Origin of the sequence: Sporosarcina sp. NPDC096371, assembly GCF_044762865.1 — a bacterium.
Classification (GTDB): domain Bacteria; phylum Bacillota; class Bacilli; order Bacillales_A; family Planococcaceae; genus Sporosarcina.
This window is the reverse complement of record NZ_JBIWFE010000004.1, coordinates 446206-468267: the sequence shown is the minus strand read 5'-3', so window position 1 is coordinate 468267 and position 22062 is coordinate 446206. Positions and strand designations below refer to the sequence as shown.

The following is a 22062-nucleotide window of genomic DNA, read 5'->3' as shown; positions in this document are numbered from 1 at the left end:
CTATCCTTCAGGGTTTAGTATGTCCGAACGGGGAGAATTAGCTGCAGAATTGTATCATCATCTACCGATTTTAGGATGAAAGGCCGCATTGCTCCTGTGAATTGAATGGCTACATCTTGCCCATCAATCGCTTTTAATGCATCCATCATATATTTAGCGCTAAAGGAGATCTTAAGTTCTTCACCTGTGACGCCAATCGCTTCTACCAGTTCTTCAACTTTCCCAACTTCGGGAGAATTTGAAGATATTTCAATGACTCTTCCTTCATCGGTTGAAAATCGGACAATATTATTCCGTTCTTCACGCGCTAGAAGAGAAGCTCTATCAATTGCTTGAAGGAGAAGACGTCCATTTACGATTACTGACGTTTTATACTCAGCTGGAATTAAACGTGAAGTATCTGGGTAATTGCCTTCTAGTAAGCGTGAGTAAAATAATACATTTCGAGTTTTAAACAATACTTGTTGGTCTGCGATAACGATATCCACATGTTCACTATTATCAGGCAAGATCTTATTTAATTCTTGAAGACTCTTTCCGGGGATAACAACGCTGAAAGGAACTTCCGGCATTTCTTCAGGTACTGTTAGTCTTCTTGCTAGTCTGTGACTATCTGTAGCAACACAAGAAAGTCCTCCGTCTTTTGCCTCCCAATGAACGCCTGTCAAAATAGGTCTAGTTTCTTGTTGAGATACAGCAAATACCGTTTCACGAATGATGGATTTCATCAGATCCGATGGTAGTGAAAAAAGATACTCATCTTTTACTTCAGGTAGGACTGGGTATTCATCAGCGTCTGATCCAATCAAATGGAATTCACTTTTACCGGATTGAATATGAGTCTGTAGTCCGTTTACTGCTTCAATCGTAACATCGTTTGTTGGTAGTTTTCGTACAATCTCACTAAAAACTTTTGCTTGTAATACGATACTACCTTTTTCAAAGATGCGAATGATTTGTTCTCCATCTTCTTCTGCAGGGATAAATGTACAAATTGTAATATCAGAATCACTACCTGTCATTGTGATTCCATTATCATCTACATCAATTTTTATACCAGTCAGAATAGGTGTAGCGACTTTTTGACTGATCGCTTTCATTACGTCACTTAATCCATCGAGTAATCGATCTCTCATGATTTCAAATTTCATTCTATACCCTCGCTTATATAGTATTAATGTTTAATAAATTAGTAGTAATAGTAGTAGGGGCTGTGGAAATGTGGATAAGCCTATTAATCCTTGGCCTACAAACGTTTTCCACATGTGTATAAACTGTTTGCTAGTCTGCACACCTTATCCCATGTTATACACAGGTCACCCTCGACCTAATACATTTTTTATATCCTGGACATCTTGTTGAAGTGCTTGATCGTCTTTTAACATTTTTGAGATTTTTTCATGGGCGTGAATAACAGTCGAATGATCTCGTCCGCCAAATTCAGATCCGATTTTAGGTAAGGAGGAGTCCGTCAACTCTCTGGACAGAAACATGGCAATTTGTCGTGGAAATGCAATGGATCTAGTTCTTTTTTTCGCGGTAAAGTCCTCTAGTCGAATGTTAAAGTGCTCTCCGACTGCCTTTTGAATGTCGAGAATGGTAACGGTACGTGGCCGCGAGTTCGGAATAATATCCTTCAATGCTTCCGCTGCAAGCTCCGTACTAATATCTGTATTGACAAGTGATGAATAGGCAACGACACGTATAAGTGCACCTTCAAGTTCGCGTATGTTCGAGTCAATCTGGTTTGCAATGTATAACATGACTTCATTAGGGATATCAATAAGTCCGTCTGCTTTTGCCTTCTTACGTAAGATAGCAATTCTTGTTTCCAAATCAGGGGGGGCTATATCTGTAATAAGGCCCCACTCGAAGCGGGATCTAAGCCGATCTTCAAGTGTTGGAATTTCTTTCGGTGGACGGTCACTTGAAATGACGATTTGTTTAGACTCTTCATGAAGTGTGTTAAATGTATGGAAAAATTCTTCTTGCGTTTGTTCTTTTCCAGCAAGGAACTGAATATCATCTATTAACAATACGTCTACATTCCGATAACGATTACGGAATTCGACTGCTTTATTGTCGCGGATTGAGTTGATAAATTCGTTTGTGAATTTTTCTGAAGAAAGATAAACAACTTTTGCTGAAGGGTTTTGTTCAAGTACATAGTGTCCAATTGCATGCATCAAGTGGGTTTTACCAAGCCCGACGCCTCCGTATATGAACAATGGATTATAAGCTTTCGCGGGTGCTTCTGCTACTGCAAGTGACGCAGCATGGGCAAAACGGTTCCCCGAACCAATAACGAATGTATCAAATGTGTATTTAGGGTTAAGCATACCTGGTGCAGATACCGCTGGAACCTTTTCAATCGGTTTAACAGCAGGTTTAGGCACTGTGAAATCATTTTCTTCCATATCTTTAGGCACGACAAAATGAATGATTCGATCTTCACCAGTCAGTTCAGACAATATGCCAGTAATTAGATGTACATAGTGATTTTCAAGCCATTCTTTTGCGAATGAATTCGGTACGGCAATAGTGACGTTTTCTTCACCGTACGACATTAGTTTTGTCGATTTGAGCCAGGTTTCAAAACTAGGTCTTGAAATTTTCTGCTCAACTTTCAACAATACCTCACTCCATAATTCTTCTAAGTGTTCCAATCTCTTGCCTCCCTTACAGTGGAAAATCAATCATGCTCCAGCGTGATTGCGTCCGGATTTTTTTCGAGCAGGCTCGAAAAGCTCCTATAAAAATCCGTGACATCCGCCGGAGGCTTTATTTGAGTTCAGCTGGTGTTCGAACACCACTAAATAAAGGCTTCTTGCATTTATCACGTAAATTATAGAAATGGGGTCTTTTGCTGAATTCAAATTAAACCCGAGGATATGTATTATACACAGTTTCCACCCTTGTGGATAACAATTATACAAAAATGTTGAAAAAATTATCCACAACCTATTAACAATTGTGGATAACAAAATCGCTATAAAATTATGTGCACAACAAAATCCATCTCATTGTAACAGCAAACGAGATGGATTACAAGGGTTTGTCCAACTTATCCACAAGGCTGACAAGTGTGGATGAAACCTTTATCCACAGGCATTAGTATGTGAAAAACATGTCGATAATTCGTGTGGATAAAAAAATGTCGAAAATAAGTGTGCACAATGCTATGACAAATTATTTAGCGGAAGTGTGGATAACTAATTAACTTGATTCGACAGAAGCCCCGGCACCTATTTAAGCAACAAAATAGAATGATGATGTTCAATCTTTCTTTAGTGGCAAAATGTAAGTGAATTCTTTGTTGGATAAAAAAAGGTTGACTTTTACTGTTAGATACCGATATACTAATCAAGACTGTCATGTAGTAAACAGACAATCACGCAGGAGGTGTCTTAAAAATGAAACGTACATTCCAACCAAATAAACGTAAACGTAGTAAAGTTCACGGCTTCCGTGCGAGAATGAGCACGAAAAGCGGACGTAGAGTTCTTGCAGCTCGTCGCCGTAAAGGAAGAAAAGTGCTTTCAGCATAAGGCCACTGCCTCAGTGGTCTTTTTTTTCTTTTGAAACACAATACAGGATTTATCCTGCATCAAGGGGAAATGGTGACTTTAGCTGAAGCAAGTTAAATTTAATTGACGAAGCAGGTGTATTTTATGAACAAACGTCAACGAATAAAGAAAAATGAAGAGTTCCAACAAGTGTTTAAAAAAGGCAAGTCGTTCGCCAATCGACAATTTGTTGTCTATTCCTATAGGAAGGAAGGGCAATTAGATTTCCGTATTGGCCTTTCTGTTAGTAAAAAGGTAGGGAACGCAGTTGCAAGGAATCGTATTAAACGATACTTAAGACAGTCTTTCTTGGAATTGAAAGATGAATTACGCAACGATATGGATTATGTCATCATCGCCAGGCATCAGGCGGCCACTTTAGATTTTCATGAAACAAAAAAGAATTTGCAGCATGTTTTGCGCATTGCACGTGTATTAAAGAAGAAGTAGAAGGATACAAACTAAAATGATAAACTGAAAATGTATGAGATCAACTACTAAGGGCGGTATTTCATTCGTCCATCATGAAAAAGATATGATTTGGGGGAGCCGATTTGAAGAAGAAGGTAGCCTTACTATTGATGCTGTCAGCATTAATGGTATTCCTTGCAGGATGTTCTGAATTCAACGAACCAATTTATGAGGACAGTACAGGATTCTGGAACAAATTTATTGTCTGGCCACTAGTGTCCTTAATCACAGTATTTAAAGATTTACTCGGTACGTATGGATGGGGAATTGTTGCAGTTACGATTATCATCCGACTTGTATTGCTTCCATTAATGATCAAACAGACACAAAGTTCTAAGCGGATGCAAGAAGTACAACCAGAGTTAACGGCACTTAAAGAAAAATACAAGTCAAAAGATGCTGTTACTCAACAGAAGTATCGCGAAGAAATGCAAAAAGTGATGTCGGAGCGCAAAATCAATCCGGCAGCGGGTTGTTTACCAGTCATTATCCAAATGCCAATCCTTTTCGGTTTCTATCATGCGATTAGTCGTATGAATGTTACCTACGATATTGGTAATTTTCTTTGGTTCGAACTTGCGGCACCAAGTATTACACTTGCAGTAGTTGCGGGAGCTATGCAATTTATCGTACTACGGACAGGCCCAGCAATGGGGAACCCACAAATGAAAGTGATGATGTATATCATGCCGTTCATGATCATGATATTCGGTTCATTCTTGCCGGCAGCACTTGCTCTTTACTGGGTAATCGGGAATATCATTTCAGTTATCCAAAATATCTTCATTTACAAACCATTTGAGAAAAAAGAAGTGGAACCTGTAAAAGTAGGAGGGAAACGAAAATGACAAGGATGACGCGAAGGGGAGCCACAGTTGAATTGGCCATTTCTTCAGCACTAGCAGCACTCGGCGTTACACGTAACGAAGTTGAAGTGAAAGTGATCGATCAAGGGAAAAAAGGTTTTCTTGGTTTCGGCGCAAAAGAAGCTGAAGTGACCGTGACAATTAAACATGTAGATGAACCTTCCGTCCCTGAAAAAGCAGTAACTCCCGAGGTAGCAACAATTGAGTCGAAAGAGGAAATTGTTGTCGAATCGATTTCACCGGCTATGCAAAAACAAACACCTGTCGAAGAATTTTCCGACGAGTTGGCCGTTAAAGAAACAGAGCAGTATTTACTGCAAATTGCACAAGGTATGGGGATTGAAGATATTCAAGTCAGTCATGAAATAGACGGTAAATACGTCAACTACCAATTGGAAAGTGCTAAAGCCGCACTATTAATTGGCAAGCGAGGACAAACCTTGAATGCACTTCAACAATTATCCCAACTTATTACAAATAAGTCATCTGATCAATTTAAAGTTGTTCGCGTCGATGTAGGTGATTATCGCGAACGTCGGGAACAGTCATTGGAGCAACTTGCTGATCGAATGGCTGACAAGGCGGTACGGACCGGTCGTAAAGTACAACTTGAACCAATGCCTTCATATGAAAGAAAAGTAATTCATCATACATTATCGAATCGATTGGATATTGAAACTTATTCAGAAGGTAAAGATCCGTTTAGGTACCTTGTCATTGAATCTATTCGATAGTAAAGGAACATTCTCGCAAGGACATAACAGTCTTTGCGAGCTTTTTTGTTTTTTTGACACTTATCCACATATTTTCGATTCTGGTGCTAGAAGGATTAGTCGTTTTGTGATACTATATTATGTTAGATAGTCATGTCCGAAATATTTTATCCACATGTGAATAACTAAGCTAGGAAGGTGAAGAATGTGCATTTTGATACAATAGCCGCCGTTTCAACTCCGATGGGGGAAGGCGCAATTGCCATCGTTAGACTCAGCGGGGACGAAGCTATTCAAATAGCAGATCGCATTTTCCGTTCTCCGTCAGGAAAAAAGTTAATTGAAGAACAATCACATACAATCCATTACGGTCATTTGGCAAACCCGTCTACGGGCGAAGTGGTCGAGGAAGTAATGGTTTCTCTTATGAAAGCACCAAAGACATTTACGCGTGAAGATGTTATTGAAGTGAATTGTCACGGAGGTCTTGTTGCTGTTCAACGAGTCCTTCAACTTGTACTGAAAGAAGGCGCCCGACTTGCAGAACCTGGCGAATTCACAAAACGAGCATTCCTCAATGGACGGATTGATTTGTCACAAGCAGAGGCAGTTATGGATCTAATCCGTGCAAAAACAGACCGTGCTATGAATGTTGCGTTGAACCAGATGGAAGGAAAACTTTCGCGGTTGATTGGCGATTTAAGACAAGCTCTTCTAGAAACGTTAGCGCAAGTTGAAGTGAATATTGATTATCCAGAGTATGACGATGTCGAGGAAGTGACAATTCCACTCATGATTGAAAAAGGTACGTGGGTGAGAAATGAAATTGATGCATTATTACGCACTTCATCTCAAGGGAAAATTCTTCGTGAAGGGCTATCTACCGTCATTGTTGGAAGGCCAAATGTCGGTAAGTCCTCCCTATTAAATAGTCTCGTGCAAGAAAATAAAGCAATCGTAACCGACATAGCGGGTACGACGCGTGATATTATTGAGGAGTACGTCAATGTTCGAGGTGTTCCGTTACGCCTCGTCGATACTGCAGGAATCCGAGAAACAGAGGACATTGTGGAACGGATTGGTGTCGAAAGGTCTAGGCAAGTGTTGAAAGAAGCGGATTTAATATTGCTCGTCCTCAATAGTTCTGAAGAGCTTACAATTGAAGACGAACGACTTTTTGAGGCTATATCGGGAATGGATGCCATTATTGTCATCAATAAAACCGATCTTCCGCAAAAAATTGATTTGGCGAAGGTCAAGGAACTGTCGGGTAACGGAAAACTTGTTACAACATCCCTTTTGAAAGATGAAGGGATTGACGAATTGGAAGAAGCAATTGCTGGACTCTTTTTCGAAGGAAATTTAGAGTCAGGTGATTTCACATACGTGTCAAATGCAAGACATATTGCACTATTACACAACGCACGGGCAACGATAGACGATGCCATTGGTGCAGCCACGGCGGGTGTTCCAGTCGATATGATACAGATTGATGTCACACGGACATGGGAAATACTCGGAGAGATAATCGGGGATACTGTCCAGGAAAGTTTAATTAACCAGTTGTTCGCACAATTTTGCCTCGGAAAATAACACATAGAAGGAAGGAAAAAGAACATGCCCAAATTTGAAGCTGGCACGTTCGATGTTATTGTCATTGGGGCCGGTCATGCCGGCGTTGAGGCGGCATTATCCGCTGCCAAGATGGGTGCATCGACGCTCGTACTAACTATGAACCTTGATATGATTGCTTTCATGCCGTGTAATCCGTCACTCGGTGGCCCTGCAAAAGGGATTGTCGTACGTGAAATCGACGCACTTGGCGGCGCAATGGGGAAAGTTATCGACAAAACACATATCCAAATGCGGATGTTGAATACAGGAAAAGGACCAGCCGTTCGTGCGCTCCGTGCACAAGCTGATAAAGTCTTATACCAACAAGAAATGAAACGCCTACTCGAAGAACAGGACAACTTAACACTTCATCAAGGAGTTGTAGAGGAACTGATCGTGGAGGATAATGAAGTAATAGGTCTAGTTACACAGGTTGGCGCAGTGTACCGTGCGAAGACAGTTATTGTCACAACAGGCACATTCCTACGAGGTGAAGTTATTATTGGAGACTTGAAATATTCAAGTGGCCCGAATAACCAAATGCCTTCAATAGAATTAGCAGACAATATTCGTGATCTTGGATTTGAGATGGTGAGATTCAAAACAGGTACGCCACCACGTGTCAATAGCCGAACAATCGATTACAGCAAAACTGAAATCCAACCAGGTGACGATGTGCCACGGGCATTCAGCTTTGAGACAACAGAATTTATCATGGATCAGCTGCCATGCTGGCTCACGTATACATCACCAAGGACTCACGAAATCATTAATGAGAACCTCCATTTATCACCGATGTACTCCGGGGTAATTAAGGGGAAAGGTCCACGTTATTGTCCGTCTATTGAAGATAAAATTGTTCGTTTTGCCGATAAATCACGTCATCAGATTTTCCTTGAGCCAGAAGGCCGCAACACGAAAGAAGTTTATGTCCAAGGATTATCGACAAGTTTGCCTGAACATGTTCAAAGACAACTGATTGAAAGTGTCCCAGGACTGGAAAAGGCAGAAATGATGCGTGCCGGTTATGCGATTGAATATGATGCCATCGTTCCAACGCAATTATGGCCAACATTAGAAACGAAGAAAATCCGTAATTTATATACAGCAGGCCAATTAAACGGTACATCTGGTTATGAAGAGGCAGCTGCACAAGGAATTATGGCGGGAATTAATGCCGCTTCGCGCGCTCTCGGTAAACCAGAGTGTGTTCTAGGACGTGCCGATGCCTATATAGGTGTACTTATTGATGATCTTGTTACAAAAGGCACAAGTGAACCGTACAGGCTTCTTACATCACGCGCAGAATATCGGTTGTTATTACGTCATGACAACGCGGATCTACGACTAACGGAAATAGGCTATGGACTAGGTATGATTAGCGAAGAACGTCATGCAGCTTACCTGTTGAAAAAACAGCATATTGAAGAAGAAATTGCTAGATTACGAAAAGTGTCGATTAAACCTAATGAGCATGTACAGGAAATTATTCGTGAAACAGGTGGCACAGAGCTAAGAGAACCGATGAAAGCGGCGGATCTTTTAAAGCGCCCAGAAATCAGCTATAGCCAAATTGAACGGTTGGTACCTTCAACGGAGAAACAGTCCGTTGAAGTCGAAGAACAAGTTGAGATTTTTATTAAATATGAAGGTTATATTGAAAAATCGATGCAACAAGTTGAAAAGATGAAGAAGATGGAAAACAAAAAAATACCGGAGAATATCGATTACAATGCAATATCTGGTATTGCGACGGAAGCCAAAAGCCAGTTAAATGAAGTAAGGCCTTTATCTATCGCACAAGCATCACGTATATCTGGCGTTAATCCGGCAGATATTTCAATTCTTCTCGTTTATATTGAACAAGGAAAAATCGCTAAAATATCTGGCTAAGTAATTGCGGTCTTTTGTTTGTCTTATTGTCTAGGTACCAAGGGTAGGGCATAAGCCGGCTGGAAGGGATTGAAATGTGTCCCTCTTATGATATATGCGGTAAAAAGTACCGCATGACTTGTGTGTCTTATGCCTGCTACGCCCATCGAGGTGCCTTCGCTTTTATTAATAAGGGGGATTATTAATTGAATGAAGAGCAATTTTTCCAAGCATTGAAAGAACATGGTATTGAATTGAATGATATACAAAAAGCGCAGTTTGCTAAGTATTTCAAACTCTTAGTAGAGTGGAATGAAAAAATGAACTTAACAGCCATTACAGATGCGCCGTCGGTTTATTTGAAGCACTTCTATGATTCAATCTCTGCTGCTTTTTATATTGACTTAACTGGGAAGAAAACAATTTGTGATGTGGGAGCAGGTGCTGGATTTCCAAGTATTCCACTGAAAATTTGTTTTCCTGACCTAGAAGTAACTATCGTTGACTCATTAAATAAACGGATTAGTTTTTTAGAAACATTGGCCGAAGAACTTCAACTAAAACATGTACATTTTGTCCATGCAAGGGCGGAAGACTTTGGACAGAATCCAATGTATCGCGAAAAATTCGATATTGTTACCGCGCGTGCAGTTGCACGTTTGTCTGTACTTGCCGAATTGTGTGTGCCTCTCGTCAAACAAGGCGGAATCTTTATATCTATGAAAGGCGCAGCCGCAGAAAATGAACTGGCTGATGCACAAAAATCACTTTCCATTCTCGGTGCTATCATCAAAGAAGAACATTCATTCAAGCTACCTATTGAAAATAGTGATCGAAATATCTTTGTTTTTGATAAAGAAAAGAAAACGCCTAAAAAGTATCCGCGTAAACCGGGTGTTCCTAATAAGACACCGATACAATAATCTGTTTCACGTGGAACATAATTAAAGCAGATAAATTATCTCTACGGTGAAGTAATTTACATTTAGGGAGTAGTCTTGAAAAGGTGGTGCCGGGAATGAAAAGTCCTTTTTCACGTTTTTTTGGAAGCGGAGATAAAGAAATAGAAGTACAGGTCGAACCGCTGGCAGTTGAAGATAGTCAACACGAGAAAATAGAACAAGTGAAAATAGAATCTATAAAGCCTAATAAATATCAACCACGTACCATTTTCTCGGAGGAGAAGATTGAAGAACTTGCCCGAACGATTCATATACACGGGATCATCCAACCAATTGTTGTAAGAAAAATTGATGACCAGTATGAAATCATTGCCGGAGAACGTAGATATCGTGCAATGAAAAAGCTTGGTTGGTCGGAAGTTCCAGCAATTATTCGGGAATTGGATGACAAGGAAACTGCTTCAATTGCTTTAATAGAAAACTTACAACGTGAGGAACTCACCGCAATTGAAGAAGCATTTGCTTATGAAAAGCTTATTGAACTGCATTCATTGACGCAAGAAGCACTGGCGCAAAGGCTTGGAAAAGGTCAATCTACTATTGCAAATAAATTGAGGTTGTTAAAACTACCAGAAGAAATTAAAAATGCAATATTAACAAAGGAACTTTCTGAGCGGCATGCACGCGCACTCATTCCTTTGAAGGAAAGTGAATTGCAGCTAAAACTTTACAATGAAGTTATCGAACAGCATTTGAATGTAAAACAACTTGAAACTAGAATTCAAAAGTTGTTGAATCCTGAAGACGCGAAAGATAAAAGAAAAGCGCCGAAAAGGAAATCAGTTAGTAAAGATGTTCGAATTGCGGTTAATACGATTAGACAATCATTGGTTCTTGTGACGAAGAGTGGAATTGATTTAAAAACAGAAGAAGAAGATTCCGACGACTTTTACACAATTACGGTTAAAATTCCAAAGAAAAAGTGATAAGAAACTCTTGCTTAACAAAAGCAGGAGTTTTTTTACTGCACATTTCCCCACTTGTACTGATTTTTTTGATAAACTAGTAGTTAGAATAGATTGAAACTTAAAGAGCAGGAAAGCGGGTGCAGACTTTGGGTAGAATAATAGCGATTGCCAACCAAAAAGGTGGCGTCGGAAAAACGACAACATCCGTAAATTTAAGTGCTTGTCTTGCACATATAGGAAAGAAAGTTCTCTTGATTGATACTGATCCACAGGGTAATGCAACAAGTGGTGTAGGGGTTAATAAAGGCGAAGTTCAAAAGTGTATTTATGATATTTTAATTGATGATGTTGATATTCAAGACGTCATTCGTTCAACGAAAGTAGATAATCTCGATGTTATACCAGCTACAATCTCACTGGCAGGTGCAGAAATAGAGCTTGTGTCAACGATTTCAAGAGAAGTACGGATGAAACATGCCATACAGGAAGCAAAGGATTTGTATGACTATATCATTATTGATTGTCCGCCATCTCTTGGATTATTGACGATAAATGCATTAACGGCATCGGACTCAATTATCATTCCAGTCCAGTGCGAATATTATGCGCTGGAGGGCTTAAGTCAATTGTTAAGTACAATCCGACTTGTACAAAAGCATTTAAATGAAGGACTAATGATTGATGGGGTATTGTTGACCATGTTTGATGCACGAACAAATCTAGGTATCCAAGTAATTGATGAAGTGAAAAAGTACTTTCAAGATAAAGTGTACAAAACAATCATTCCACGTAACGTACGATTGAGTGAGGCACCGAGTCATGGGGAGCCCATTATTATTTATGATTCAAGATCCAGAGGAGCAGAAGTCTATTTAGAGCTGGCAAAGGAAGTGGTACATAATGGCTAAAGGCCTTGGAAAAGGTTTGAATGCTTTATTCCCAGGGGAGTCGCTGGAAAAGGCGGAGTCTATTGAACACATTCATGTGAAAAGTATTAAAGTGAATCCGTACCAACCAAGGAAAACATTCGATGAAAATGCAATTCAAGAATTAAGTGCCTCTATTAAAGAACATGGAATACTTCAACCCATTATTTTAAGAAAAATAGGTGCTACATATGAAATTGTAGTAGGTGAGAGACGATTTCGTGCAGCCAAGATGGCAGGCCTTGAGGAAATACCAGCTGTTGTTCGTGTATTAACGGATAAGGAAACGATGGAGTGGGCAATTCTTGAAAATTTACAAAGGGAAGATTTAACGCCTATTGAGGAGGCGGATGCTTATCAAAACCTTATGGATAATATCGGTCTCACACAAGAACAACTAGCTTTTAGACTTGGAAAGAGTAGACCTCATATTGCAAATCATGTTCGTTTACTTTCATTACCTGAGAAAATAAGAAATTATATTTCAGAAAGTAAATTATCGATGGGACACGGGCGAACACTTCTTGGTCTTCGAAAAAAGGAACAAATCCCACTTGTAGCAGAACAGGTTTTAAAGGAAGGGCTTAATGTCCGGCAGCTGGAGAGACTTGTTCAAAAAATGAACGACGATGTTCCACGTGAAACAAAAGTACAACAAAAGAAAGATCTATTTTTGGTTGAACGAGAATCGAATTTACGCGATTATTTCGGGACAAATGTAACCATTAAGAAGACAAAAAACAAGGGGAAAATCGAAATTGAGTTTTTCTCTGAAGATGACCTCGAACGCATTCTCGAATTATTGAATGAGTAAGTACATACCTATTTTGCCGAGTGTGCAAAATAGGTATTATTTTTAATCTGATTCATCATAAGTAGTAGAATGACTGCAAATTTTGCTGAATAAGAGTAAAGCCTTTGGCAGATAGAAGTGAAAATATGGTTTTATTCGGTACGATAATGAATGCACTTTTAATAGTTGTAGGGGCATTGATCGGAAGGTTTTTACACAATATACCGGATCGAATGAAAGAGACGGTCATGTATGGAATTGGGCTTGCAGTTGCTATCATTGGGATACAAATGACTTTTGAAAGTACACAAATTTTAATTGTTATTATTAGTATTGTCCTTGGAGCGGTCATTGGTGAATGGATGGACCTAGACGCAAAGATAAACCAACTTGGACAGTGGCTGGAAAGCAAATTGCCTCAAAAGCGAAAAGGTCCTGGCATTGCACAAGGATTTGTCACAGCAACACTTATTTTCGTAGTAGGATCGATGGCTATAATCGGAGCAATAGACAGCGGATTAAGAAATGACCATGATGTGCTACTATTGAAAGGGATTATTGATGGTTTTACATCCATTATTTTGAGCTCTACACTTGGGATTGGCGTCGCTTTTTCCGCAGTGCCCGTATTTTTATATCAAGGAATTATTACATTGTTTTCAACTCAAATAAGTCGGTTCGTTCCAGACGAATTACTTAGTTTTTTTATCTCGGAAATGACGGCGACGGGTGGATTAATGATATTAGCAATAGGGTTAAACTTAATAGGCATTACGAAAATACGAGTTGCTAATCTTATTCCGGGTATCGTCGTTGTAGGGGTAGTCGTCACAGTAGTTCATATACTTTTATGACTTATGGCGACTATAAGCAAGTTGCAATGCTCTTGCGATAATACGACTCATTTCAAATGGAAGGTGTAGCCGCGTGCTTTGCAAGACGGCATGTTCCATGAAGCCTGCGATATTTACGATACCTTTGACGGACAGGTTACCTACAGGAGGTAGTTCTTTGCCGACAGCTTTGCCTGGATGGATGGGCCCGCTATGGAGAAGTAACTGACCGACGGAGCTACCTTGTCCAAGACAAGCATCAATGGCAATGATGAAAGCGGAAGGGTGTGCCGCTTGTGTTTGGTCTATATGTTGTTGAAGATTGAGTGCATGTAATGGATGTTCTAACGTCCCGATAACAGGGAAAGGGAATAATGCAGATTCAGATAGAAGAGAGCCCGTAAGTGGTCCCAAGGCATCCCCAGTAGAACGGTCTGTTCCGATACAGAAAAAGACGAGGTCATGCGTATCAAAAGGGATGTGTTGTAGGAATAATGAGCTTAGCTTCCAAATTGCACCGGTTTCTTTGTAATGGATTCGATAGTCGTGTGTTGAATAAAGAGTAGCGCGCATGAAAAAACCCCATTCTTTTTTTATAGGCTAGTCTACGCTCTCAAACAATTAATTATACGGAAGGGAGAGGAAACATTAGGTTGGATAAAGATTTTAAAGAAGCAAAGAATTTTTTATTTAGTGAAGAAACATGGATTTCGCTCGCCATGTCTGCGACCAAAATTGTATTTATTATTTTACTTGCAGCTGTAGTTATTAATATAGGAAAAGTGATTATCCGTCGTGTTTTCCAAGTGAAATTGAAAGGGCCTTTACGGCATTCAGAACGACGGGAACAAACGCTACTGAAGTTGCTGGAAAATACGTTATCTTATGTCGTTTATTTCTCAGCGATTCTTGCGGTGTTAGATGTGTTCACGATTGACGTGAAAGGGCTTCTTGCAGGAGCCGGGGTTCTTGGGCTTGCTGTTGGATTTGGCGCACAGAGTCTTGTAAAAGATGTTATTACCGGATTTTTTATCGTATTTGAAGATCAATTTTCGGTGGGCGATTACGTTAAAATAGGTGTTGCAGAAGGCGTTGTTGAGGAGATTGGATTACGTACAACAAAAATTAAAAGCTTCACTGGAGAAGTCCATATATTGCCGAACGGCACGATTAGCCAAGTGGTCAACTATTCGATGGAGAATTCGTTAGCGATCGTTGATGTGACGATCCCTCTCGATGTAGGGATGGATAGAGCTGAAAAAGTGATTGAACAATACTTGGCAACGCTGCCGAAAGAAAACGATGACTTCATAAACGTACCGAAGCTGATTGGGGCTAATAATTTTACAGAGTCTGAAGTGATTGTACGTATTGTGGCCGAAACGAAACCGATGCGGCATTATGATTGTACGAGAACGATGGGCATTGGAATGAAGAAGTTCTTAGAACAACAAGGAATTGAAATCCCATACCCGACATTTGTAACGAAATCATTTACGACTATATAACTAAGAGGGGATTGTGGCAGTCATATGGATAGCAAAGACTATGGGTTAAACGATATTGTGGAAATGAAAAAACAACATCCATGCGGAACAAATGCATGGAAAATTATTCGGATGGGTGCCGATATTCGCATTAAATGTGAGGGGTGTGGGCACAGTGTCATGATTCCACGCAACGAGTTTTCAAAGAAGTTGAAAAAGGTATTGGTAAAGGCAGAATCTTAATCTGTCTAGACGATGAACATCGGGCAGGCACACCGTACTTTTCTCTATGCTTAATGGACATGGAGGGGTGTTGTCCTTATAATGGAAGAGTTGCATACAAAAAAATGAGTGGACATATAAAGGAAAGGTTGTGGGACTAATGGCGTTAACAGCTGGAATTGTCGGTCTTCCAAACGTAGGGAAGTCGACGTTATTCAATGCGATTACAAAGGCAGGGGCAGAGGCGGCGAACTATCCGTTCTGTACGATTGACCCTAACGTGGGAATTGTTGAAGTACCTGACGAAAGACTAAAAAAGTTGACGGAGCTCGTTACACCGAAAAAAACAGTACCGACTGCGTTCGAGTTTACAGATATTGCTGGTATTGTTGAAGGGGCAAGTAAAGGGGAAGGTCTAGGGAATAAATTCCTTATGCACATTCGCGAAGTGGATGCCATTTGCCAAGTTGTTCGTTGTTTCGTCGACGAAAATATAACGCATGTATCTGGTAAAGTCGATCCAATCGATGATATTGAAATCATCAATCTTGAATTGATTCTTGCTGATATGGAAGCTGTCGAAAAGCGGTTGGCTCGCGTTAGTAAAATGGTGAAACAGAAAGAAAAAGTTGCGATGGCAGAAGAACCGATTTTACTGAAACTAAAAGAGGCATTTGAAAACGAACAACCTGCCCGCTCGGTAGACTTCACAGACGAGGAGTTTGTCCTTGCAAAAGGGATGAACTTGCTGACGATTAAACCGATGCTCTATGTGGCTAACGTTTCCGAAGATGAAATTGCAGATGCAGACAATAATGAATACGTAAACAAAGTTCGTGTGTTTGCGGAAAAAGACAATGCGCAAGTTATCGTTGTTTGTGCAAAAATCGAAGAAGAAATGGCTGAACTTGAAGAAGAGGAAAAGGAAATGTTCCTTGAAGAGCTTGGCATTAAAGAATCAGGTCTTGATCAGCTGATTAAGGCATCTTACGACCTGTTAGGCTTTGCAACATATTTCACGGCAGGTGTACAAGAAGTACGCGCGTGGACGTTCCGTAAAGGGATGAAAGCACCGCAATGTGCAGGCATCATCCATACGGACTTCGAACGCGGCTTCATCCGTGCGGAAACAGTTGCTTATGATGATCTTGTTGCAACAGGTTCAATGGTTGCAGCAAAAGAGGCTGGAAAAGTTCGTCTTGAAGGAAAAGAATACATCGTTAAAGATGGCGATGTTATGCTATTCCGTTTTAACGTCTAATCACTATAAAAGCCACACCGGGATAGAAGATCCTGGTGTGGCTTTTACCTGTCATTATTAGTTAAAACTATCGTCAGCATAGATGTATAACCGTGGAAGTTCCGGATCGTCTTTCACCAACCAATTGTCTGGTAGCTTCTTTAACTCCTGATACATTGCAAAGTCACCGGCCGCACCGCCTATTAAAAGAGCGGCTAAGCTAATTAGGACTCCATCTCCAAAGGCGAGGCCGATAATGGCTGGGACAATACCGGTTGTCCAGAAAGGCAGTAGTAGCGATTTGCGTAAGGAGCCATTCGTCATTAGCTGATCCGTCGTCGCATAGGCAATCCCCATCTTCAAATTAACTCCGACAATCATTTTCTTCCAAGGTACACCTCCAAAAAGCCGAAATCCAAGCAGATGGAATAACTCATGCAATATAATTAGAACAATATAACCGATGATAAACAGTAAAGTGGACCACAGTGAAATGGTAAAGGAAAGCTTTGGTTCAATCGCAATATGCAAAGCCCATAATAGAAGGAGCGAAGCGACGGTAATGATTAAACTATTCTTCGCAACTTTAGGTAAATCAATGGAAATTACTTTGTTAGGCTCAGGAAGTCCATTCAACAAAATCACCTCTTTAGTAAAGTATACAAGAAAATAGTTGAAAAATTAACGAAGTCGTGCTAATATATACTGATGTGAGTAATAGTATTACTTACTCCTTGCCCGCTGCAATCAGCAGGGCCAATGTCCATAAGGAGGTGACTGAAGATGAGAAAGTACGAAATCATGTATATTATCCGTCCAACGGTAGAAGATGAAGCGAAAAAAGCGTTGATCGAACGTTTTGACAGCGTCCTTACTTCTAATGGTGCGGAAATCATCGAGTCGAAAGAGTGGGGCAAGCGCCGTCTTGCATACGAAATCGACGATTTGCGTGAAGGTTTCTATCAGCTTGTTAAAGCAAACGCTGATACTTTAGCAATCGATGAATTTACACGTCTTGCAAACATCAACGAAGATATCCTTCGTCATATGACTGTGCGCATCGACGGCTAATCTATATATATCCGTTACAGGTGAAACTTAAAAATGATGAGGGAGGTTGAATTCTGATGATTAACCGTGTCGTTTTAGTTGGCCGACTGACGAAAGACCCTGAACTTAAGTATACACAAACTGGTGTAGCGGTTACACGTTTTACTCTTGCGGTGAACAGAACATTCTCGAGCCAATCGGGTGAACGTGAAGCTGACTTCATCAACTGTGTAACTTGGAGAAAGCAGGCGGAGAACACAGCGAACTTTTTAAGGAAAGGCAGCCTGGCCGGAATTGAAGGTCGTATTCAGACAAGCAGTTTTGATGGTCAGGATGGAAAACGTGTCTTCATGACAGAAGTTGTGGCAGATAGCGTCCAGTTCCTAGAGCCTCGCAATGCATCCACTGCCGATAGGTCCGGAGCTGGTTATGGAGCACCAAGCCAAAACCAAGGCGTTCAGCAGAACGAGCAACCGTACTATCAGAATCAGCAGCCGACTCAACAATATCAGCAACAACCAAATCAGCAAAACTATACACGTACTGATAATGATCCGTTCTCGACAGGCGGAGGTCCGATCGAAGTATCGGACGACGACCTGCCGTTCTAAGATCTATTGTGCATAGTTATTACTTATCAACGAGGATTTCAAGAAGCTGATCTTGCAATACGTCGCTTATTGAAAGACGAGGGAGGAGGAAAATAATATGGCACCACGTCGTGGAGGTAAAAGACGCCGTAAGGTTTGTTATTTTACATCAAACAACATCACACACATCGACTATAAAGATACTGATCTGCTTAAGAAATTCGTTTCTGAGCGTGGGAAAATCTTGCCTCGTCGTGTAACAGGTACAAGCGCGAAGTATCAGCGTAAACTGACACTTGCAATCAAACGCTCACGTATCATGGCACTTCTTCCATTCAGTTCGGAAGAAAGATAATTTAATTCATATAGACCGCCTTGTCAGACCGGAATAACCGGTACCAGGGCGGTCTTTTTATTCAAATAATAAAGGTACATATGTTCTATTTTGGTTTAAATACGGTAATCGTGATACAATTAAAGGACTATCCATTGATAGGAATTGGAAGCTAAATAGGTATATAAAACAAGTCGTCCAACGAAAGACCGGAGGAGTCTATATTATGCAAGATAACGCTAGGAAAATTACTTACGGGGCTATGATGATTGCATTATTTGCAATCATGCTCGCGGTGTCACTTTACGTACCTCTTCTCGGGAGCATCGCAATGTTATTCATCCCATTGCCGATTATCTTGTACAGATTACGTTACGACCGTACATCGTCACTACTGGTAACTGCAACAGGTATTGTACTGTCATTGCTAATCGGTGGAATTATACTTGTTCCAGTAGCCTTTCTTTACGGGTTACTTGGTTTCGTTATTGGAGAAACAGTCAAGACTGGTAAAACCAAATTGTATACACTGATGGCAACCGGACTTACCTTGCTTATCACAACGATGACTATGTACGTGGCATCCGTCTTTCTCTTTGGTATTAATGTCATCGACGAGTTTTTTAAGGTGATTGATAAAGCGCGTGAACAGATGACATCATATATGGAGAAGTTCGGCGGGCTACCTAAGGATTATGATAAGATGCTGGATGCGCAAATTGAATTATATCAGACCACCATTCCATCCATGTTCATCATCGCCGTCTTCATTTTGGCGTTCATTTACGTCGCCTTGAATCTTGAAGTTACAAGGCGATTGGGCAACAAAGTTCAAAAGTTTCCACCTTTTCGTGAGATGAAATTACCGATGATGACAGTAATTCTCTACGGAATCGTACTTCTTCTGACTCTCTTTGTAGCACCGGAGCCAGGGACAAGTTTTTATCTGATTTCCATCAATGCGACGATGATTTTACGATTTCTATTTTTACTGCAAGGAATTTCATTGGTCCATCATTTTATGCACGTTATGAAGTTACCTAAAGCCCTGACAGTCGTTTCAACAGTTTTTGCATTGTTACTGAGCCCAATAACGACAATGCTCGGGATATTGGATACCGGCACAAGTATTCGTGCATGGATTAGGAAAGACAAGGCGAAGTAAGGGGATGGGACAATGACGTCGTTTTTTAGAAAAAGGACAATCCGTTATCCATTAACGGCGTTGTCGGTCCTAGGTGTTATGGCAGCAGTACTACTTCTGTTGTATCAGTTTTGGCTAGGACTTCTTTTTACGATCCTGTTTGGAATAGCGGCCGGTATTGCATGGAAAATAGAAGAACAAACGTATGTTGAAACGGAAAAACATATCAAGACACTATCTTATAGAGTGAAGAAAGTTGGAGAAGAGGCACTACTCGAATTACCAATTGGTATCATTCTCATCAATGATAAAAATATTGTCGAATGGGCAAATCCTTATGTAGTTAAGATATTTGATGTAGAATCTCTGATTGGTAAAGAATTATTTGAGTTGTCTAAGCAGTTTAATACCATTGTGAAAAGCGATAGTCCTGAACACGGAGTCTTATCTGTCGGAGGGCGATCATATAGTGTATTTTACAAAGCAGAAGAACGACTGATTTATTTGTTTGATATTACAGGTCAAATGGAGATAGAATCTCTTTACTATGCAGATCGTACAGTTCTTGCTAATATTTTAGTCGATAATTATGATGAATTAGCGCAGGCTATGGATGATCAGACGAGAAGCCAACTAAACTCCCTCGTGACATCACTCATCAATAGTTGGGGAACGGAAAACGGAATTTTTGTCAAACGAATTTCTTCCGACCGCTTTCTTGCCGTTTTTAATGAAGAGATATTAGCCAAGCTAGAAAAAACAAAGTTCTCTATTTTAGATAGTATTCGTGAGACAACTGCCAAGCAAAGTACAGCTATGACACTTAGTATTGGTGTGGGGACAGGATCGCTCTCACTCATTGAACTAGGGGAACTGGCACAATCGAGTTTGGATCTGGTGCTAGGGCGTGGCGGTGACCAAGTAGCGATTAAGCGAGCAGACGGGAAGCTTAAATTCTACGGTGGTAAAACAAATCCCGTTGAGAAAAGGACGCGTGTCAGAGCAAGGGTTATCTCCCACGCTTTACGTGACCTTATTCAAGGTAGTGATAAAGTATTTATCATGGGACATAAAATGCCGGACATGGATGCAATCGGTGCAGCAATCGGTGTTCGAAAAATGGCGCGTATGAATAATATTGAAGGATATGTTATTGTCAACTTCAATGAGCTGGACGGTAGTGTAACACGATTAATGGATGAAATTGAGCGCGATACAGATCTATTCACGCAGTTTATCAATCCTGATGACGCCCTTCCGATGATTACAGAGAAATCACTTATCATCATCGTTGATACACATAAACCGAGCATGGTGATTGACGGGCGGATTCTCGACAAGGCAGAAAAAGTTGTTGTCGTCGACCATCATAGACGTGGTGAGGAATTCATCAACAATACGACGCTCGTCTATATGGAACCATACGCATCCTCCACTGCCGAACTCATTACGGAATTGATCGAATACCAACCGAAACATGAAAAATTGACCATGCTTGAATCGACGGCGTTACTCGCGGGTATTATTGTCGATACGAAGAGCTTTACACTACGCACAGGCGCAAGAACATTTGAAGCCGCATCGTATTTACGGACGAATGGTGCAGACACAATCCTTGTCCAAAACCTGTTAAAAGAAGATATTGACACGTATGTAGAGCGTGCAAAACTGATTGAGACAGTTGAGTTGGTTGGTGGGGGAATCGCCATTGCAAAAGGGCAGGAGCAAGTCATCTATGGCTCGGTTTTGATTGCCCAAACTGCTGATATTTTGTTGACGATGCAAGGGATTACAGCATCATTTGTCATTGCAAAGCGTGCAGATGGTAAAGTAGGAATAAGTGCACGTTCACTCGGTGAATTGAATGTGCAGCTTATAACGGAAGAGCTTGGAGGCGGAGGCCATTTGACGAATGCTGCATGTCAGCTTGACGTTGAGTCGGTGGAAGAAGCTGAAGAGATGCTGAAGTCCATAATAGAGATGAAAACAGAGAGGGGAAATTCATAATGAGAGTAATCTTTTTGAAAGATGTTAAAGGTAAAGGTAAAAAAGGTGAAGTAAAAGAGGTTTCTGTAGGCTACGCCCAAAACTTCCTATTAAAAAACAACATGGCAATTGAAGCAACACCAGGAAACCTTAGCAAATTGGAAGGCCAGCAAAAACGGGTCGAAAAAGATGCTGCTGAGGAATTGGCAGAAGCACAAGTGCTGAAAGAACAGATTGAAAAGATTACTGTTGAAATGAAGGCAAAATCCGGTGAAGGCGGCCGACTATTCGGCTCGATTACGACAAAGCAAATTGCGGATGCTTTACAAAAAAGTGAAGGCATTAAAGTGGATCGACGCAAGATGGAGCTACCAGACGCAATACGCGCGCTTGGCTTCACGAATGTTCCAATTAGAATCCACCTAGATGTCACGGCAGTATTAAAAGTACATGTAACAGAAGAATGATAAGGAGAGAGATGTCAA

At 40.6% G+C, this 22062-nt stretch carries 24 protein-coding genes; 20 read left to right on the top strand and 4 right to left on the bottom strand.

Annotated features, from left to right (window positions below):
- Window positions 1-14: 14 nt before the first annotated feature.
- Window positions 15-1151, bottom strand: a complete 1137-nt coding sequence (gene dnaN, locus ACIQ0H_RS13815; RefSeq protein WP_403415675.1) for a DNA polymerase III subunit beta — start codon at window positions 1149-1151, stop codon at window positions 15-17.
- Window positions 1152-1316: 165 nt separating this feature from the next.
- Window positions 1317-2666: a chromosomal replication initiator protein DnaA gene (gene dnaA / locus ACIQ0H_RS13810; RefSeq protein ID WP_403415672.1), complete on the bottom strand. Its 1350-nt coding sequence runs from the start codon at window positions 2664-2666 to the stop codon at window positions 1317-1319.
- A gap of 747 nt (window positions 2667-3413) precedes the next feature.
- On the opposite strand from dnaA, the gene rpmH reads away from it, so the two are divergent.
- The 11 genes from rpmH (at window position 3414) to ACIQ0H_RS13755 (ending at window position 13545) form a co-directional block, all read left to right on the top strand.
- Entirely contained in the window at window positions 3414-3548 is a 135-nt protein-coding gene (rpmH, locus tag ACIQ0H_RS13805; protein WP_239389984.1) for a 50S ribosomal protein L34, read from the top strand.
- A 123-nt stretch (window positions 3549-3671) separates the two neighbouring features.
- Window positions 3672-4016 (top strand): ribonuclease P protein component, encoded by a 345-nt coding sequence (gene rnpA / locus ACIQ0H_RS13800; RefSeq protein WP_403415670.1) that lies wholly within the window; start codon window positions 3672-3674, stop codon window positions 4014-4016.
- 104 nt (window positions 4017-4120) lie between these two features.
- Window positions 4121-4885, top strand: a complete 765-nt coding sequence (gene yidC, locus ACIQ0H_RS13795) for a membrane protein insertase YidC (RefSeq protein ID WP_403415667.1) — start codon at window positions 4121-4123, stop codon at window positions 4883-4885.
- Window positions 4882-5637, top strand: coding sequence for an RNA-binding cell elongation regulator Jag/EloR (jag, locus tag ACIQ0H_RS13790; RefSeq protein ID WP_403415665.1), 756 nt, complete (start codon window positions 4882-4884; stop codon window positions 5635-5637). The genes yidC and jag overlap by 4 nt, the downstream gene beginning before the upstream one ends.
- Before the next feature lie 186 nt (window positions 5638-5823).
- Window positions 5824-7209, top strand: a complete 1386-nt coding sequence (gene mnmE, locus ACIQ0H_RS13785) for a tRNA uridine-5-carboxymethylaminomethyl(34) synthesis GTPase MnmE (protein WP_403415662.1) — start codon at window positions 5824-5826, stop codon at window positions 7207-7209.
- A gap of 24 nt (window positions 7210-7233) precedes the next feature.
- Window positions 7234-9123 carry a tRNA uridine-5-carboxymethylaminomethyl(34) synthesis enzyme MnmG gene (mnmG, locus tag ACIQ0H_RS13780; RefSeq protein WP_403415659.1) on the top strand — a complete coding sequence of 630 codons (1890 nt, stop codon included), beginning with the start codon at window positions 7234-7236 and terminating at the stop codon, window positions 9121-9123.
- A gap of 185 nt (window positions 9124-9308) precedes the next feature.
- A complete protein-coding gene (gene rsmG / locus ACIQ0H_RS13775) occupies window positions 9309-10025 on the top strand; it encodes a 16S rRNA (guanine(527)-N(7))-methyltransferase RsmG (RefSeq protein WP_403415656.1) in 717 nt (238 codons plus the stop codon).
- Window positions 10026-10120: 95 nt separating this feature from the next.
- On the top strand, window positions 10121-10990 hold the full coding sequence (gene noc, locus ACIQ0H_RS13770) for a nucleoid occlusion protein (RefSeq protein WP_403415654.1): 870 nt from the start codon (window positions 10121-10123) through the stop codon (window positions 10988-10990).
- A 128-nt stretch (window positions 10991-11118) separates the two neighbouring features.
- Window positions 11119-11880 carry a ParA family protein gene (locus ACIQ0H_RS13765; protein WP_403415652.1) on the top strand — a complete coding sequence of 254 codons (762 nt, stop codon included), beginning with the start codon at window positions 11119-11121 and terminating at the stop codon, window positions 11878-11880.
- Entirely contained in the window at window positions 11873-12712 is an 840-nt protein-coding gene (locus ACIQ0H_RS13760) for a ParB/RepB/Spo0J family partition protein (protein ID WP_403415650.1), read from the top strand. Before ACIQ0H_RS13765 ends, ACIQ0H_RS13760 begins: the two co-directional genes overlap by 8 nt.
- Window positions 12713-12837: 125 nt before the next feature.
- Complete coding sequence (locus ACIQ0H_RS13755; protein WP_403415753.1) at window positions 12838-13545, top strand: DUF554 domain-containing protein; 708 nt, start codon at window positions 12838-12840, stop codon at window positions 13543-13545.
- Here ACIQ0H_RS13755 and yyaC read toward each other — a convergent pair.
- On the bottom strand, window positions 13540-14097 hold the full coding sequence (yyaC, locus tag ACIQ0H_RS13750; protein WP_403415647.1) for a spore protease YyaC: 558 nt from the start codon (window positions 14095-14097) through the stop codon (window positions 13540-13542). The two genes, ACIQ0H_RS13755 and yyaC, sit on opposite strands and share 6 nt — an antisense overlap.
- Before the next feature lie 80 nt (window positions 14098-14177).
- Between yyaC and ACIQ0H_RS13745 the strand changes: the two genes are divergently transcribed.
- From ACIQ0H_RS13745 to ychF, 3 genes are all read left to right on the top strand, one after another.
- Complete coding sequence (locus ACIQ0H_RS13745; protein ID WP_403415644.1) at window positions 14178-15032, top strand: mechanosensitive ion channel family protein; 855 nt, start codon at window positions 14178-14180, stop codon at window positions 15030-15032.
- Window positions 15033-15056: 24 nt separating this feature from the next.
- Window positions 15057-15254 carry a DUF951 domain-containing protein gene (locus ACIQ0H_RS13740; protein ID WP_403415641.1) on the top strand — a complete coding sequence of 66 codons (198 nt, stop codon included), beginning with the start codon at window positions 15057-15059 and terminating at the stop codon, window positions 15252-15254.
- Between the two features lie 139 nt (window positions 15255-15393).
- Entirely contained in the window at window positions 15394-16494 is a 1101-nt protein-coding gene (ychF, locus tag ACIQ0H_RS13735; protein ID WP_403415638.1) for a redox-regulated ATPase YchF, read from the top strand.
- A 57-nt stretch (window positions 16495-16551) separates the two neighbouring features.
- Here ychF and ACIQ0H_RS13730 read toward each other — a convergent pair whose 3' ends face one another.
- Complete coding sequence (locus tag ACIQ0H_RS13730; RefSeq protein ID WP_403415636.1) at window positions 16552-17109, bottom strand: DUF3267 domain-containing protein; 558 nt, start codon at window positions 17107-17109, stop codon at window positions 16552-16554.
- A 147-nt stretch (window positions 17110-17256) separates the two neighbouring features.
- On the opposite strand from ACIQ0H_RS13730, the gene rpsF reads away from it, so the two are divergent.
- The 6 genes from rpsF to rplI all read left to right on the top strand — a co-directional run bounded on the left by rpsF (window position 17257) and on the right by rplI (window position 22044).
- Window positions 17257-17544, top strand: a complete 288-nt coding sequence (rpsF, locus tag ACIQ0H_RS13725; protein ID WP_403415634.1) for a 30S ribosomal protein S6 — start codon at window positions 17257-17259, stop codon at window positions 17542-17544.
- 56 nt (window positions 17545-17600) lie between these two features.
- Entirely contained in the window at window positions 17601-18134 is a 534-nt protein-coding gene (gene ssb / locus ACIQ0H_RS13720) for a single-stranded DNA-binding protein (protein WP_403415631.1), read from the top strand.
- Window positions 18135-18231: 97 nt separating this feature from the next.
- Window positions 18232-18468 (top strand): 30S ribosomal protein S18, encoded by a 237-nt coding sequence (gene rpsR, locus ACIQ0H_RS13715; RefSeq protein WP_340739903.1) that lies wholly within the window; start codon window positions 18232-18234, stop codon window positions 18466-18468.
- A gap of 205 nt (window positions 18469-18673) precedes the next feature.
- On the top strand, window positions 18674-19612 hold the full coding sequence (locus ACIQ0H_RS13710) for a YybS family protein (RefSeq protein WP_403415628.1): 939 nt from the start codon (window positions 18674-18676) through the stop codon (window positions 19610-19612).
- A 12-nt stretch (window positions 19613-19624) separates the two neighbouring features.
- The gene (locus ACIQ0H_RS13705) at window positions 19625-21598 is read left to right on the top strand and encodes a DHH family phosphoesterase (RefSeq protein ID WP_403415625.1); all 1974 of its coding nucleotides are present in this window, start codon (window positions 19625-19627) and stop codon (window positions 21596-21598) included.
- Window positions 21598-22044: a 50S ribosomal protein L9 gene (gene rplI / locus ACIQ0H_RS13700; RefSeq protein ID WP_403415622.1), complete on the top strand. Its 447-nt coding sequence runs from the start codon at window positions 21598-21600 to the stop codon at window positions 22042-22044. Before ACIQ0H_RS13705 ends, rplI begins: the two co-directional genes overlap by 1 nt.
- Window positions 22045-22062: the final 18 nt, after the last annotated feature.

Bases quoted from the DNA above. Each gene is read 5' to 3' on its own strand.
- dnaN (WP_403415675.1), bottom strand. From the start codon at position 1,151: ATGAAATTTGAAATCATGAGAGATCGATTACTCGATGGATTAAGTGAC.
- rpmH (WP_239389984.1), top strand. From the start codon at position 3,414: ATGAAACGTACATTCCAACCAAATAAACGTAAACGTAGTAAAGTTCAC.
- rnpA (WP_403415670.1), top strand. From the start codon at position 3,672: ATGAACAAACGTCAACGAATAAAGAAAAATGAAGAGTTCCAACAAGTG.
- jag (WP_403415665.1), top strand. From the start codon at position 4,882: ATGACAAGGATGACGCGAAGGGGAGCCACAGTTGAATTGGCCATTTCT.
- mnmG (WP_403415659.1), top strand. From the start codon at position 7,234: ATGCCCAAATTTGAAGCTGGCACGTTCGATGTTATTGTCATTGGGGCC.
- noc (WP_403415654.1), top strand. From the start codon at position 10,121: ATGAAAAGTCCTTTTTCACGTTTTTTTGGAAGCGGAGATAAAGAAATA.
- ACIQ0H_RS13760 (WP_403415650.1), top strand. From the start codon at position 11,873: ATGGCTAAAGGCCTTGGAAAAGGTTTGAATGCTTTATTCCCAGGGGAG.
- ACIQ0H_RS13755 (WP_403415753.1), top strand. From the start codon at position 12,838: ATGGTTTTATTCGGTACGATAATGAATGCACTTTTAATAGTTGTAGGG.
- yyaC (WP_403415647.1), bottom strand. From the start codon at position 14,097: ATGCGCGCTACTCTTTATTCAACACACGACTATCGAATCCATTACAAA.
- ACIQ0H_RS13740 (WP_403415641.1), top strand. From the start codon at position 15,057: ATGGATAGCAAAGACTATGGGTTAAACGATATTGTGGAAATGAAAAAA.
- ychF (WP_403415638.1), top strand. From the start codon at position 15,394: ATGGCGTTAACAGCTGGAATTGTCGGTCTTCCAAACGTAGGGAAGTCG.
- rpsF (WP_403415634.1), top strand. From the start codon at position 17,257: ATGAGAAAGTACGAAATCATGTATATTATCCGTCCAACGGTAGAAGAT.
- ssb (WP_403415631.1), top strand. From the start codon at position 17,601: ATGATTAACCGTGTCGTTTTAGTTGGCCGACTGACGAAAGACCCTGAA.
- rpsR (WP_340739903.1), top strand. From the start codon at position 18,232: ATGGCACCACGTCGTGGAGGTAAAAGACGCCGTAAGGTTTGTTATTTT.
- ACIQ0H_RS13710 (WP_403415628.1), top strand. From the start codon at position 18,674: ATGCAAGATAACGCTAGGAAAATTACTTACGGGGCTATGATGATTGCA.
- ACIQ0H_RS13705 (WP_403415625.1), top strand. From the start codon at position 19,625: ATGACGTCGTTTTTTAGAAAAAGGACAATCCGTTATCCATTAACGGCG.
- rplI (WP_403415622.1), top strand. From the start codon at position 21,598: ATGAGAGTAATCTTTTTGAAAGATGTTAAAGGTAAAGGTAAAAAAGGT.